The sequence below is a fragment of the Streptomyces sp. NPDC047869 genome (assembly GCF_040704065.1).
In the GTDB taxonomy this organism is placed as follows: Bacteria; Actinomycetota; Actinomycetes; order Streptomycetales; family Streptomycetaceae; genus Streptomyces.
On record NZ_JBEYRK010000026.1, the window covers coordinates 55,095 to 69,907 of the forward strand.

Consider the following 14,813-nt stretch of genomic DNA (forward strand, 5'->3'; position numbering starts at 1 on the left):
ACCGGCGTACGTTCGGTGTTGTCGAAAAGTAGAACTCATCCAAAGTTAGCTTTGGCTAAGCTTCCTGGGGGACCCCGCGATGGCCATCATCGAGACCGAGGCGGCGCTGCACGAGGCGCACCGCGACAACCACACGCACCGCGACGTCAACGGCGGCTGGCTGCGCCCCGCCGTCTTCGGTGCGATGGACGGCCTGGTCTCCAACCTGGCCCTGCTGACCGGCGTCGCGGGCGGCTCCGTCGGCCACCAGACGATCGTCATCACCGGCCTCGCGGGCCTCGCCGCCGGCGCCTTCTCCATGGCGGCCGGCGAGTACACCTCCGTCGCCTCCCAGCGTGAGCTGGTCGAGGCCGAGCTCGACGTCGAGCGGCGCGAGCTGCGCAAGCACCCGCAGGACGAGGAGGACGAGCTGGCGGCACTCTACGTGGCCCGCGGCGTCGAGCCCCAGCTGGCCAGGGAGGTCGCCCGGCAGCTCTCCCGGGACCCCGAGCAGGCCCTGGAGATCCACGCCCGCGAGGAACTGGGCATCGACCCCGGGGACCTCCCCTCGCCGCTGGTCGCCGCGGTCTCGTCCTTCGGCTCGTTCGCGCTGGGCGCCCTGCTCCCGGTCCTGCCGTACCTGCTCGGCGCGACCGCGCTCTGGCCCGCCGTGCTCCTCGCCCTCGCCGGACTGTTCGCCTGCGGCGCGGTCGTGGCCCGGGTGACCGCGCGCAGCTGGTGGTACAGCGGCCTGCGGCAGCTCGCGCTGGGCGGCGCGGCCGCCGGTGTGACGTACGCCCTGGGCAGCCTGTTCGGAACGGCCGTAGGATGAGCCGACTGGAACTTATGCGATGGGCCGTATAAGTAGCCGTTACTCGCTGGTTTCGAACGCTTAACCAACGGGCATGAGCCGTAAGCGCTGGGGGCAATGACGCCTGCGGCGCACCCGCGGGACGAGTGAAGACGCTCGCTCCGCCCCCCAGGGCCGATGGACGCCGATCTGACCGATCTTGTCCCGTCCGGTCCCCACACACTTCCGCCGCCCGTGCGTGGCACCCGCCGTGACCCCGCGGCACCCTCGTCGCAACCTGCGGCGTCCGCATGTTGGAACGGAGTATCCGGTTCCCGGGAACCACCCCATCATGTAATCTGCACGAAATTTCGACTCCGCAGAGGGCCAACGTCGTCCCTCGGCACCAGCACATGCCACATGACGACGACGGGAGAGCCGATGCGTACGCCGCGCCAGCCGTCCCAGCATTCCGCGAATGGCCAGAACTGGTCCTTCATGGATGCTCGCCCTGCTGCGCAGGGTATGTACGACCCCCGCAACGAGCGCGACGCCTGTGGCGTCGGTTTCGTGGCCACCCTCACCGGCGAGGCGAGCCACGCGCTGGTCGAGCAGGCGCTGACTGTTCTGCGCAACCTCGAACACCGTGGCGCCACCGGCTCCGAGCCCGACTCCGGCGACGGCGCGGGCATCCTCTCCCAGGTCCCCGACGCCTTCTTCCGCGAGGTGGCCGGTTTCGACCTTCCCGCGGCCGGCTCCTACGCGGTAGGCATCGCCTTCCTGCCGGAGGACGGCACCGAGGACGTCGTCTCACGGATCGAGACGATCGCCGCCGACGAGGGCCTGACCGTCCTCGGCTGGCGCGAGGTCCCCGTCGCCCCCGAACTGCTCGGCGCCACCGCCCGGTCCACCATGCCGGTCTTCCGCCAGCTCTTCGTCACCGCCGGCACCGCCGAGGGCATCGCGCTCGACCGCACGGCCTTCGTGCTGCGCAAGCGCGCCGAGCGGGAGGCCGGTGTCTACTTCCCGTCCCTCTCCGCCCGCACCATCGTCTACAAGGGCATGCTGACCACCGGCCAGCTCGAGCCCTTCTTCCCGGACCTGTCCGACCGCCGCTTCGCCTCCGCGATCGCGCTCGTGCACTCCCGGTTCTCCACCAACACCTTCCCGTCGTGGCCGCTCGCGCACCCCTACCGCTTCGTCGCGCACAACGGTGAGATCAACACCGTCAAGGGCAACCGCAACTGGATGCGCGCCCGCGAGTCCCAGCTCTTCTCCGACCTGTTCGGCGGGGACGACAAGGCCATCGAGCGCATCTTCCCGGTGTGCACCCCCGACGCCTCCGACTCGGCCTCCTTCGACGAGGTGCTGGAGCTGCTGCACCTCGGCGGCCGCTCGCTGCCGCACTCCGTGCTGATGATGATCCCGGAGGCGTGGGAGAACCACGACTCCATGGACCCGGCCCGGCGCGCCTTCTACCAGTTCCACTCCACGATGATGGAGCCCTGGGACGGCCCCGCCTGCGTCACCTTCACCGACGGCACCCAGGTCGGCGCCGTGCTCGACCGCAACGGCCTGCGCCCCGGCCGCTACTGGGTCACCGACGACGGCCTCGTCGTCCTCGGCTCCGAGGTCGGCGTCCTCGACATCGACCCGGCCAAGGTCGTCCGCAAGGGCCGCCTGCAGCCCGGCCGCATGTTCCTCGTGGACACCGCCGAGCACCGCATCGTCGAGGACGACGAGATCAAGGCCACCCTCGCGGCCGAGAAGCCGTACGCGGAGTGGCTGGAGGCCGGCGAGATCGAGCTGCGCGACCTGCCCGAGCGCGAGCACATCGTGCACACCCACGCCTCGGTCACCCGCCGCCAGCAGACCTTCGGCTACACCGAGGAGGAACTGCGCGTCCTCGTCGCCCCGATGGCCCGCAGCGCCGCCGAGCCGATCGGCTCCATGGGCACCGACAGCCCGATCGCGGCCCTGTCCGAGCGCCCCCGGCTGCTCTTCGACTACTTCACCCAGCTCTTCGCGCAGGTCACCAACCCGCCGCTGGACGCCATCCGCGAGGAACTGGTCACCTCCCTGCGCAGCTCGCTGGGCCCGGAGGGCAACCTGCTGGAGCCCACGGCCGCCTCCTGCCGCTCGGTGACCCTGCCCTTCCCGGTCATCGACAACGACGAGCTCGCCAAGCTCATCCACATCAACGCCGACGGCGACATGCCCGGCTTCAAGGCCGCGACCCTCTCCGGCCTGTACCGGGTCTCCGGCGGCGGCGACTCCCTCGCCGCGCGCATCGAGGAGATCTGCGCCGAGGCCGACGCCGCCATCGGCAACGGCGCCCGGCTGATCGTCCTGTCGGACCGGCACTCCGACGCCGAGCACGCGCCGATCCCCTCGCTGCTGCTCACCGCGGCCGTCCACCACCACCTCATCCGCACCAAGCAGCGCACCCACGTGGGCCTGCTGGTCGAGGCCGGTGACGTCCGCGAGGTCCACCACGTCGCCCTGCTCATCGGCTACGGCGCCGCCGCCGTCAACCCGTACCTGGCGATGGAGTCGGTCGAGGACCTGGTCCGCGCGGGGACCTTCCTGCCGGACATCGAGGCCGAGCAGGCCATCCGCAACCTGATCTACGCCCTCGGCAAGGGCGTGCTGAAGGTCATGTCCAAGATGGGCATCTCCACAGTCGCCTCCTACCGCGGCGCCCAGGTCTTCGAGGCCGTCGGCCTCGACGACGCCTTCGTCGAGAAGTACTTCAACGGCACCGCCACCAAGATCGGCGGCGTCGGCATCGACGTCATCGCCAAGGAGGTCGCCGCCCGCCACGCCAAGGCCTACCCGGCCTCCGGCATCGCTCCCGCGCACCGCGCGCTGGACATCGGCGGCGAGTACCAGTGGCGCCGCGAGGGCGAGCCGCACCTGTTCGACCCGGAGACGGTCTTCCGCCTGCAGCACTCCACCCGCAGCGGCAGCTACGACATCTTCAAGAAGTACACGGACCGGGTGAACGAGCAGTCCGAGCGTCTGATGACGCTGCGCGGCCTGTTCGGCTTCACCTCCGGCCGGACCCCGATCTCCATCGACGAGGTCGAGCCGGCGAGCGAGATCGTCAAGCGCTTCTCCACCGGCGCCATGTCGTACGGCTCCATCTCCAAGGAGGCGCACGAGACCCTCGCCATCGCCATGAACCAGCTGGGCGGCAAGTCCAACACCGGTGAGGGCGGCGAGGACCCGGACCGTCTGTACGACCCGGCGCGCCGCTCGGCGATCAAGCAGGTCGCCTCCGGCCGCTTCGGCGTGACCTCCGAGTACCTGGTCAACGCCGACGACATCCAGATCAAGATGGCCCAGGGCGCCAAGCCCGGCGAGGGCGGCCAGCTGCCCGGCCACAAGGTCTACCCGTGGGTCGCCAAGACGCGTCACTCGACGCCGGGCGTGGGCCTCATCTCCCCGCCGCCGCACCACGACATCTACTCCATCGAGGACCTGGCCCAGCTGATCCACGACCTGAAGAACGCGAATCCGCAGGCGCGGATCCACGTGAAGCTGGTCTCCGAGGTCGGCGTCGGCACGGTCGCCGCGGGTGTCTCCAAGGCGCACGCGGACGTGGTGCTGATCTCCGGCCACGACGGCGGCACCGGCGCCTCCCCGCTGACCTCGCTGAAGCACGCGGGCGGCCCCTGGGAACTCGGCCTCGCCGAGACCCAGCAGACCCTGCTGCTCAACGGCCTGCGCGACCGCATCGTCGTGCAGACCGACGGCCAGCTCAAGACCGGCCGCGACGTGGTCATCGCCGCGCTGCTCGGCGCCGAGGAGTTCGGTTTCGCGACCGCGCCGCTCGTCGTCTCCGGCTGCGTCATGATGCGCGTCTGCCACCTGGACACCTGCCCGGTCGGCATCGCCACCCAGAACCCGGTGCTGCGCGACCGCTTCGCCGGCAAGGCCGAGTACGTCGTGAACTTCTTCCGGTTCATCGCCGAGGAGGTCCGCGAGATCCTCGCCGAGCTGGGCTTCCGCTCCATCGAGGAGGCCGTCGGCCACGCCGAGGCGCTCGACGTCACGCGGGCCGTCGACCACTGGAAGGCGCAGGGCCTGGACCTGGAACCGCTGTTCCACGTGCCGGACCTGCCCGAGGGCGCCGTCCGCCACCGGATCGTCGGCCAGGACCACGGTCTGGAGAAGGCCCTGGACAACGAGCTGATCAAGCTCGCCGCCGACGCGCTCGCCGCCTCGGACGCCACCGAGGCACAGCCGGTGCGCGCCCAGGTCGCCATCCGCAACATCAACCGCACGGTCGGCACCATGCTCGGCCACGAGGTGACGAAGAAGTTCGGCGGCGCGGGCCTGCCCGAGGACACCGTCGACATCACCTTCACCGGCTCCGCCGGCCAGTCCTTCGGCGCGTTCCTGCCGCGCGGTGTCACCCTCCGCCTGGAGGGCGACGCCAACGACTACGTCGGCAAGGGCCTGTCCGGCGGCCGGATCGTCGTCCGCCCGGACCGCGCGGCCGACCACCTCGCCGAGTACTCGACCATCGCCGGCAACACCATCGGCTACGGCGCCACCGGCGGCGAGCTGTTCCTGCGCGGCCGCACCGGTGAGCGGTTCTGCGTCCGCAACTCCGGCGCGCTCGTCGTCTCCGAGGGCGTGGGCGACCACGGCTGCGAGTACATGACCGGCGGTCACGCGGTCGTCCTCGGCCCGACCGGCCGCAACTTCGCGGCGGGCATGTCCGGCGGCATCGCCTACGTCATCGACCTCGACAGCGACAACGTCAACGCCGGCAACGCCGGAGCCATCGAGGCGCTGGACGACACGGACAAGCAGTGGCTGCACGACGTGGTGCGCCGCCACGCCGAGGAGACCGGCTCGACGGTCGCCGGGAAGCTGCTCGCCGACTGGGACACGGCCGTGCAGCGGTTCAGCAAGATCATCCCCAGCACGTACAAGGCAGTGCTCGCCGCCAAGGACGCCGCCGAGCGAGCCGGTCTCTCCGAGACCGAGATCACCGAGAAGATGATGGAGGCGGCGATCAATGGCTGACCCGAAGGGCTTCCTCAACCACGGCCGCGAGGTCGCCAAGACCCGTCCCGTCGGTGAGCGCGTCAAGGACTGGAACGAGGTCTACGTCCCAGGCTCCCTGCTGCCGATCATCAGCAAGCAGGCCAGCCGGTGCATGGACTGCGGCATCCCGTTCTGCCACAACGGCTGTCCGCTGGGGAACCTGATCCCCGAGTGGAACGACTTCGCCTACCGCGAGGACTGGGCGGCCGCCTCCGACCGGCTGCACGCGACCAACAACTTCCCGGAGTTCACCGGTCGCCTCTGCCCGGCCCCCTGCGAGTCGGCGTGCGTGCTCGGCATCAACCAGCCGCCGGTCACCATCAAGAACGTCGAGGTCTCCATCATCGACAAGGCGTGGGAGACCGGGGACGTCGCCCCGCAGGCGCCCGAGCGCCTGTCCGGCAAGACCGTCGCGGTCATCGGCTCGGGCCCGGCGGGCCTCGCCGCCGCCCAGCAGCTCACCCGGGCCGGCCACACGGTCGCCGTCTACGAGCGCGCGGACCGCGTCGGCGGCCTCCTGCGGTACGGCATCCCCGAGTTCAAGATGGAGAAGCGGCACATCAACCGCCGTATCGAGCAGATGCGCGCGGAGGGCACCCGCTTCCGCACCGGCGTGGAGATCGGCCGCGACCTGGGCGCCCGCGACCTCAAGAAGCGCTACGACGCGATCGTCATCGCCGCCGGCGCCACCACCGCCCGCGACCTGCCGGTCCCCGGCCGCGAACTCAAGGGCGTCTACCAGGCGATGGAGTACCTGCCCCTGGCCAACAAGGTCCAGGAGGGCGACTACGTCACCACGCCGATCTCGGCCGAGGGCAAGCACGTCGTCGTCATCGGCGGCGGCGACACCGGCGCCGACTGCGTGGGCACCGCCCACCGCCAGGGCGCGGCCTCCGTCACCCAGCTCGAGATCATGCCCCGCCCCAACGACGAGCGGCACCCGACCAGCCAGCCCTGGCCGACCTTCCCGATCCTGTACAAGGTCACCTCGGCGCACGAGGAGGGCGGCGAGCGGATCTACTCCGCCTCCACCAGCCACTTCGAGGGCGACGAGGACGGCAACGTCCAGTGGCTGCACCTGACCGAGGTCGAGTTCGTCGACGGCAAGCTGACCAGCAAGCCGGGCACCGAGCGCAAGATCCCGGCCCAGCTCGTGACCCTCGCGATGGGCTTCACGGGCACGGACCGGGAGAACGGCCTGGTCGAGCAGTTCGGCCTGGAGCTGGACGAGCGCGGCAACATCGCCCGCGACGCCGACTTCCAGACCAACGTGCCGGGCGTGTTCGTCGCCGGTGACGCGGGCCGCGGCCAGTCCCTGATCGTCTGGGCGATCGCGGAGGGCCGCTCGGCCGCCCGCGGTGTGGACCGCTTCCTGACCGGCGTCAGCGAGCTGCCGGCCCCGATCCGTCCGACGGACCGCGCACTGGCGGTCTGACGGGTCACCGAGAAACGTCCCGTACAAAGGCGTACGGAACACCAGATGGCGCCTGCCCGCCTGTCCCCGACCGGACGACTGGGCGGGCGCCGTCGCACGCCCGGACACCGCACCCGCTACGGCACCCGGTACGTCTCCCCGTACACCTGCCAGGTCAGCGGTGTGCGCAGCCCCAGGTTGCCGTCGTCGAGGAACCGCCGCTGGGCCGTGTCGACGCGGGTGGTGTCGATGGTGGGCTTCCTGGCCTTCATCGCCTCGCGGCGGATGTCCAGGAAGACGCCGAGGTAGTCCTTCTCACTGCCGCCCCGGGACGGGGAACCGGCCTCCTTCAGCGCGCGTTCGCGCAGGCCGTAGAAGCTGTTGCGCCCGGTGCCGGGGCCGTGGAAGACCATCGCGTCGTAGTAGACGAACTGCCCCAGCGTGCCCAGCCCGTCGAGCTTGGCGAGCCGGACGGCCGGATCGAAGTAGACGCGGTCGCGTTCCTTCTCCTGCGCCCCGCGGAACGCCGGGAGCCTCGCCTCCGCCTTCCAGGCCGCGGTGAACCCCGGGTCCAGGCCCTGGTGGGAGCCGGTGCCGTCGACCTTCCGCAGGGCCGGCAGGTACGGCGCGAGTCCGTTGCCGGGATGCGCCTTCGTGTACCGCTCGACCAGGGTCAGCAGGTCGTGCGTGCCGGTGCAGAAGCCGATGATGCCGGCGGTGTAACCCTGCCCGTCGCCGATGTCCTCGATGTAGCCGTAGGAGCTGCGCCAGTCGAGCGTGGAGTTCTCCGCGCTCGCCACGATCTTCTGCGCCAGCTCCTTCTCGGCCGGCGCCGCCAGACCCGGCGGAGCGTCGGCGATGACCTCGGCGTCCCGGGCCTGTTCCGACTCGGCCCGGGACTTGGCGTCCTGGCGCTCCCGCTGCACGGCGGAGACCCGTTTGTCCTCCGCGTCCGAGGAGCCGGCGGAGCCCGCGCCGAGGGCGTAGACCACCGCCGTGAGGGCGACCGGAGCGGCCGCGAGCAGCAGGATTCCGGTTCGTCTCATGACAGCTCACGTCTCTTCATGGCAGTCACCGTACGGCCCGGATCAGGCCGCCCCTCCCATGAGTGCCGGTTCCACCGCGAGCGACGACACCCTGACCGCGGTCAGCACCGCCAGCAGCACGAGCAGCGCCACGCACACACCCGCCTGGACCAGCGTGCGCCGGCCGTCGCGGGGCGCGTAGGCGTACGCCAGCGTCACCGTCCCGCCGGCCAGCAGACCGCCGAGGTGTCCCTGCCAGGAGGTCATCCAGGCGGAGACCACCAGCCACACCAGCAGACCCGCCATGTACTGGTTGACCGCCTGACGGTCGTAGCCGAGGCGGCGGCCCATGATGTAGTACGCGGCGCCCAGGCCGAAGATGGCGCCGGACGCGCCGACCGTACGGGTCTCCGGGGCGAGCAGCAGCACCAGCACCGAGCCGCCCAGCGCCGACAGCAGGTACAGGGCGAGGTAGCGGACCCGGCCGAGCTGCGCCTCGACCACCCGGCCGACGTTCCACAGCGCGAGCATGTTGAACAGGATGTGCGTGATGCCGAACGCGCCCTCGGTCGGCGTCAGATGGAGGAACGCGCCGGTCAGCAGCCGGTACCACTCGCCGTGCGCGACCCCCTCGGGCAGATAGCCCGGCGGCACCGAGCCCAGCATGTCGAACCGGCTCTCGACCGAGGGCCGGGCCAGCTCGGCGAGATAGGCGAGCACGTTGAGCCCGATCAGGACGTACGTCACGACCGGCACCGCGCTGATCCGGCCGCCGAACGCCGTCCGCGCCTGCCGGACCGAGCGCATCCCCTCCTGCACGCATTCCACGCACTGATGGCCGACGGCCGCCTCCCGCATGCAGGACGGGCAGATGAAGCGGTCGCAGCGGGTGCAGCGGACGTGCGACTCCACTTTGGGGTGACGGAAGCACGTGGTCACGGCGGACTCGGCGGTCACGGCCGGCTCCTTGGAGGTTCACGGGGACAGGGTGAGCCGGTGGGGACGGCGGCGAACAAAATAGCGAACAGCTGTGACAGGAGCGACAGCAGGGGGCCCGTGATCACGTAGGCTCGGCTGCCTGCCGGAGCCGCGTCCGGAGCCGAGGGGGGACACCATGGCCGCGATCAGCCTGCGCAAGATGGAGGAGACCGCGCCCGCGCTCGTCGCGCCGTACCGCACGGCCGGCATCTCCCTGCGCAAGCACGGCCTGGACGACCTCCGCGCCGCCGTCTACCTGGTGGTGGACCACTCGGGCTCGATGCGGCCGTACTACCAGGACGGCAGCGTCCAGGCGCTCGCCGACCGGGTGCTGGGCCTGTCCGCACACCTGGACGACGACGGCCGGGTACCGATGGTCTTCTTCTCCACCGACATCGACGCGGTCACCGACATCGCCCTCGACGGCCACGAGGGCCGGATCGAGGAGATCGCGGCCGGACTCGGACACATGGGCAGGACCAGCTACCACCTGGCCATGGACGCCGTCATCGACCACTACCTCGACAGCGGCACCACCGCCCCCGCCCTGGTCGTCTTCCAGACCGACGGCGGCCCCATCAGCCGGCCCGCCGCCGAACGCTACCTCTGCAAGGCCGCCCGGCTCCCGCTGTTCTGGCAGTTCGTCGGCTTCGGCGACCCCGGCAGCCGGCAGTTCGACTTCCTGCGGAAACTCGACGCCCTGGCCGTGCCCGCCGCACGCGTCGTGGACAACGCCGGCTTCTTCCACGCCGGCCAGGACCCACGCCGGGTCCCCGACGCCGAACTGTACGACCACCTCGTCGGCGAGTTCCCGCAGTGGCTGACGGCCGCACGCGCCGCCGGCATCGTGACCGGCTGACTCCCGGCCGGGCCCGCCCCCGCCGGGCGCGGCGGCTACGTGTCGCACTCCAGCACCGTCCGGCACAGCCCGCACCGGGCCCGCACCCGCCCCTTGACCGGCAACCGGATCCGCTGCAGACACGTAGGGCAGGGAAAGGACACCCGGAGGTCACCGCCCGGACCGGGACCGGAAGAGAAGGCGTACCCGGCGGCTTCCGGCCCGCCCCCGGACGGATGACGGCGGTCATGGGCGTAGCGGCGCCGGCCCGCCCAGCCCGCCCCGGTCAGCGGCGGCTGCCGCCCGTCCCGCAGCGCCAGCTCCCGGCCCTTGACGTACGCCGAGTACGCCTGCGGGCTGGTGAACCACACCGAGGGATCCTCATCGAACAGCAGAGCCCGCTTGGCCAGGACGTACCCGAACTCCTCCGGCGTGAGATAGCCCAGTTTCTGCGAGGACACCCCGTCCTCGCGGTACGCGTCCAGCAGCAGCCAGCCCGCACCCAGGTAGGCCGCCACCGTGTCCGTCAGGATCTCGTTCTCCGCCGTGGCCGGGAACGCGAGATCCAGACGGTGCAGATAGACATGGGCCACCTCATGGGCGAGCGCCGCGCCGATGTCCCCGCGATGGGTACGGAACCGGTCGTTCAGCTCCACGAAGTACTCCGGGCCCGCCGCCAGTTCGACATTGGCCGCGTGCGTCATCTCGCGGAAACCCACCACCAGCCGCGCGTCCGGCAACCGGAAGTGCCGCACCATCTCACGGGCCACCCGCTGCGCGCCCAGATGCAGATCGTCCGTGTCGCAGAAGGCCACGTCGGCCGGCGGCACACTCGCCGAGAACGTCCGCACGGTGTCGTACGACAGCCGCCGGTACAGCGCGGTGACGGCGGCCCGCACCGTCTCCAGATGCGGGTAACCGTGCTCGACCGGTCCGCCGTTCGCCACGTGCGACCCCCAAAGACGCCCGGAACCCCCTTCCACTGTAAGCGGGCACCCGCCCGCCCGCCCCGCCCGCGACCCGCCGGCCCACCGGGGACTGATCGCATGCTGGTCACCCGGTGATCGCGGGGCCGCACCACCCTTAGGGTTGACCGCCATGACCATCAGCAACACCGGTACCGGTGACGTCGACCCCGCGGTCCGCCAGGAGCTGGAGCGGCTGCGCGACAGCATCGACAACATCGACGCGGCCGTCGTCCACATGCTCGCCGAGCGCTTCAAGTGCACCCAGCAGGTCGGCCGGCTCAAGGCACGGCACCAGCTCCCGCCCGCCGACCCGGCCCGCGAGGCCCGGCAGATCGAACGGCTGCGCCGCCTCGCCGAGAACGCCAAGCTCGACCCGGCCTTCGCCGAGAAGTTCCTGGGCTTCATCATCGCCGAGGTGATCCGGCACCACGAGTCCATCGCCGGGGACCCCGACGGCGGACCGTCCGCCACGGCCGGCTGACACCCCCCCCGCACCGGCCCGCCGGCGCAGCGAGAGCGGACACGGCGGCACGGGGCGCGACACCGGACATATGCCGTGTACCGATCCGCCCCTGTCCGCCGAGGATGCCATCAGGCAGCATGGCGTCCATGTCCGTCATCACGCGCGACGAAGCGCAGCACCGAGCACAGCACCTCGACGTCCACCGCTACACCGTCGAACTCGACCTCACCACGGGGGACGAGACCTTCGACTCCCGTACCGTGATCAGGTTCACCGCACGGACCGCCGGAGACACGTTCGTCGAGCTGAAGCCCGCCTGCCTGCGCACCGTCACCCTCGACGGACAGCCCCTCGACCCGGAGACCCTCGACGGCAACCGGCTGCCGCTGCGCGACCTCACCGCCGGCGAGCACGAACTGCGCGTCGACGCCGCCATGCGCTACTCCCGCACCGGCGAGGGCATGCACCGCTTCACCGACCCCACCGACGGCGAGACCTACGTCTACACACAGATGTTCCTGGACGACGTCCAGCGCGTCTTCGCCGCCTTCGACCAGCCCGACCTCAAGGCCGTCTTCGAACTCACCGTCACCGCCCCCGACGGCTGGAGCGTCCTCGCCAACGGCATCACCGAACACCTCGGCCAGGGCCGCTGGCAGGCCGCCCCCACCCCGCTGATCTCCACCTACCTCGTCGCCGTCGCCGCCGGCCCCTGGCACTCGCTGCGCACCGAACACCGCGGCCTGCCCTTCGGCATCCACTGCCGCCGCTCCCTCGCCCCCCACCTCGACGCCGACGCCGAGGAGATCCTCGACGTCACCCGCGCCTGCTTCGACCGCTACCACGAGAAGTTCGAGGAGCCCTACCCCTTCGACTCCTACGACCAGGCCTTCGTCCCCGAATTCAACGCCGGCGCCATGGAGAACCCCGGCCTGGTCACCTTCCGCGACGACTTCGTCTTCCGCTCCGCCGTCACCGACACCGAACGGCAGACCCGCGCCATGGTCATCGCCCACGAGATGGCCCATATGTGGTTCGGCGACCTCGTCACCCTCAAGTGGTGGGACGACATCTGGCTCAACGAGTCCTTCGCCGAATACATGGGCTACCAGACCACCCTCGAAGCCACCCGCTTCACCCAGCCCTGGGTCGAGTTCGGCGTCACCCGCAAGGCCTGGGGCTACGACGCCGACCAGCGCCCCTCCACCCACCCCGTCGCCCCCGAAGCCGTCGACGACACCGCCGCCGCCCTGCTCAACTTCGACGGCATCTCCTACGCCAAAGGCGCCTCCGCACTCCGCCAGCTCGTCGCCTGGCTCGGCGAGAAGAACTTCCTCGCCGGCATCAACATCCACTTCGAACGGCACCGGTTCGCCAACGCCACCCTCGCCGACTTCATCGACTCCCTCGCCGCGGCCACCGACCGCGACGTCCACGCCTGGGCCGACGCCTGGCTGCGCACCACCGGAGTCGACACCCTCAGCCCGCGCATCGCCGCCGCCGACGGCACCTGCGCCCTCACCGTCGACGGCACCGGCAGCCGCCCGCACCGCGTCACCGTCGGCCTCTACGACCACGACCTCACCGACGAAGGCCGCCTCACCCCGCGCGAGCACATCTGCCTCGACGTCCCGCAGACCGCACCACAGCCCATCGGCAAACGCCCCGCACTGACCCTCATCAACGACGCCGACCTGACCTACGCCAAGATCCGCTTCGACGACGAGTCCTTCGAAGCGGTCCGCACCGGCCTGTCCGGACTGCCCGACCCCCTCACCCGCGCCGTGGTGTGGAACGCGCTGCGCGACGCCGTCCGCGACGGCGAACTCCCGCCCACGGCCTACCTCGAAGCGGCCCGCACCCACCTGCCCCTCGAAACCGACCTCGCCCTCGCACAAGGCGTCCTCGCCTTCGCCGCCCACCAGATCACCGACCGCTACCTGCGCCCCGAGGACCGCCCCGCGGCCCTCGCCACCCTCAGCTCCCTCTGCCGCGACCTGCTGCGCCGCACCGAGGACGGCGACAACCCCGGCCTGCGCCTGATCGCCGTACGGCACTTCATCGACGTCGCCGCCCACCCCGACACCATCGCCGCCTGGCTCGCCGACGACACGGTCCCCGGCGGACCCGAACTCGACCCCGAACTGCGCTGGCGCATCCTCGGCCGGCTCGCCGTCCTCGGCGCCACCGACGAGGCCGCCATCGCCGCCGAACTGGAACGCGACCCGTCCGCCAGCGGCCAGGAGGGCGCCGCCACCTGCCGCGCCGCACTCCCCGACCCGCAGGCCAAACGCGCCGCCTGGGACGCCATGTTCGCCACCGACGACCTCTCCAACTACCTCTTCACCGCAACCGCCCGCGGCTTCTGGCAGCCCGAACAGGCCGACCTCGTCCGCGCCTACGTACCGCGCTACTACGAGGACGCCGTCACGATCGCCGCCCGCCGCGGCCCCGCCATCGCCGCCGCCGCCGGACACTGGGCCTTCCCCCACCACGCGGTCGACGCCGAGAACCTCGCCCTCGGCGAAGCCTGCCTGCGCGAGGCGGAACCGGTCGCCGCCCTGCGCCGCAAGCTCGTCGACGAACTCGACGACCTCGCCCGCGCCCTGCGCGTCCGCGGCGAGTAACACCGGGCACCCCCGGCAACGCGATGCCCCCGCTCACCGAAAGAGCGGGGGCATCACGCCGTCCAGGGCGGGGGAGCACCTAACCGTTCCCCACCCGCAACTCCGCCCGCCGCACACCCCCTTCGCGCGGACCCGCCCGCCGGTTGCCCACCGTGCCGCGCGCCGCAACGGCCGCACCCAGGGAGAAACCGAGCCGCGTCAGAAAACCCTCACCGGAGCGCCAGCCCGCCGGCACCGACGCCGTCACCAGGGACACCGCCCCCGCCCGGGCCAGCAGCGACTCCGCCAGCGCACGGCCCAGCCCCCTGCCCCGCGCCCAGGGCGCCAGCAGGAACAGCCCCACCGCCACCGCCCCCGGTTCCGGATGATCCCGCACCGCGTCCACCAGCCCCGCGACCACCCCGTCCCGCTCCAGCACCAGCAGCACCTTGTCCCGCGGACTCGCGCCCTCCGGCAGCGCGTAGAACAGGCTCTGCACATCACCCGGCCCCGACGGCAGCCCCGTCGCCGCCACGAACCAGTCCTCGCACTCCTCGAACAGCGTCAGCAGCGGCACCTCGTCCCGCGGACCGGGCTCACGCACCACCACCCGCTCACCGGGCACCTCGATCACCCACGCGTCAACCATCCGAACGACGGTAGCCGCGACACCACCACCGCTCCACCGCTC

General features: G+C 71.3%; 10 protein-coding genes. 6 read left to right on the top strand and 4 right to left on the bottom strand.

The genetic code is table 11. The features are described from left to right. Window positions 1-79: 79 nt before the first annotated feature. The 3 genes from AB0924_RS28070 (at window position 80) to AB0924_RS28080 (ending at window position 7,265) form a co-directional block, all read left to right on the top strand. Window positions 80-811, top strand: coding sequence for a VIT1/CCC1 transporter family protein (locus AB0924_RS28070; protein ID WP_358931170.1), 732 nt, complete (start codon window positions 80-82; stop codon window positions 809-811). A gap of 483 nt (window positions 812-1,294) precedes the next feature. Continuing rightward, window positions 1,295-5,809, top strand: coding sequence for a glutamate synthase large subunit (gltB, locus tag AB0924_RS28075; protein ID WP_358931172.1), 4,515 nt, complete (start codon window positions 1,295-1,297; stop codon window positions 5,807-5,809). Continuing rightward, a complete protein-coding gene (locus AB0924_RS28080; protein ID WP_358931174.1) occupies window positions 5,802-7,265 on the top strand; it encodes a glutamate synthase subunit beta in 1,464 nt (487 codons plus the stop codon). Before gltB ends, AB0924_RS28080 begins: the two co-directional genes overlap by 8 nt. 116 nt (window positions 7,266-7,381) lie before the next feature. Here AB0924_RS28080 and AB0924_RS28085 read toward each other — a convergent pair whose 3' ends face one another. Then, window positions 7,382-8,290 carry a chitosanase gene (locus AB0924_RS28085; RefSeq protein WP_358931176.1) on the bottom strand — a complete coding sequence of 303 codons (909 nt, stop codon included), beginning with the start codon at window positions 8,288-8,290 and terminating at the stop codon, window positions 7,382-7,384. A 42-nt stretch (window positions 8,291-8,332) separates the two neighbouring features. Next, the gene (locus tag AB0924_RS28090; protein ID WP_358931178.1) at window positions 8,333-9,226 is read right to left on the bottom strand and encodes a rhomboid family intramembrane serine protease; all 894 of its coding nucleotides are present in this window, start codon (window positions 9,224-9,226) and stop codon (window positions 8,333-8,335) included. 157 nt (window positions 9,227-9,383) lie between these two features. Between AB0924_RS28090 and AB0924_RS28095 the strand changes: the two genes are divergently transcribed. Next, window positions 9,384-10,106: a VWA domain-containing protein gene (locus AB0924_RS28095; protein WP_366912862.1), complete on the top strand. Its 723-nt coding sequence runs from the start codon at window positions 9,384-9,386 to the stop codon at window positions 10,104-10,106. Between the two features lie 35 nt (window positions 10,107-10,141). On the opposite strand, the gene AB0924_RS28100 is transcribed toward AB0924_RS28095, so the two are convergent. Then, window positions 10,142-11,032, bottom strand: a complete 891-nt coding sequence (locus AB0924_RS28100) for a hypothetical protein (protein ID WP_366912863.1) — start codon at window positions 11,030-11,032, stop codon at window positions 10,142-10,144. A gap of 151 nt (window positions 11,033-11,183) precedes the next feature. On the opposite strand from AB0924_RS28100, the gene AB0924_RS28105 reads away from it, so the two are divergent. Continuing rightward, on the top strand, window positions 11,184-11,534 hold the full coding sequence (locus AB0924_RS28105; RefSeq protein WP_358931185.1) for a chorismate mutase: 351 nt from the start codon (window positions 11,184-11,186) through the stop codon (window positions 11,532-11,534). A 128-nt stretch (window positions 11,535-11,662) separates the two neighbouring features. After that, window positions 11,663-14,143 carry an aminopeptidase N gene (gene pepN, locus AB0924_RS28110; RefSeq protein WP_358931187.1) on the top strand — a complete coding sequence of 827 codons (2,481 nt, stop codon included), beginning with the start codon at window positions 11,663-11,665 and terminating at the stop codon, window positions 14,141-14,143. Between the two features lie 79 nt (window positions 14,144-14,222). On the opposite strand, the gene AB0924_RS28115 is transcribed toward pepN, so the two are convergent. Beyond that, window positions 14,223-14,771, bottom strand: a complete 549-nt coding sequence (locus AB0924_RS28115) for a GNAT family N-acetyltransferase (RefSeq protein WP_358931190.1) — start codon at window positions 14,769-14,771, stop codon at window positions 14,223-14,225. Window positions 14,772-14,813: the final 42 nt, after the last annotated feature.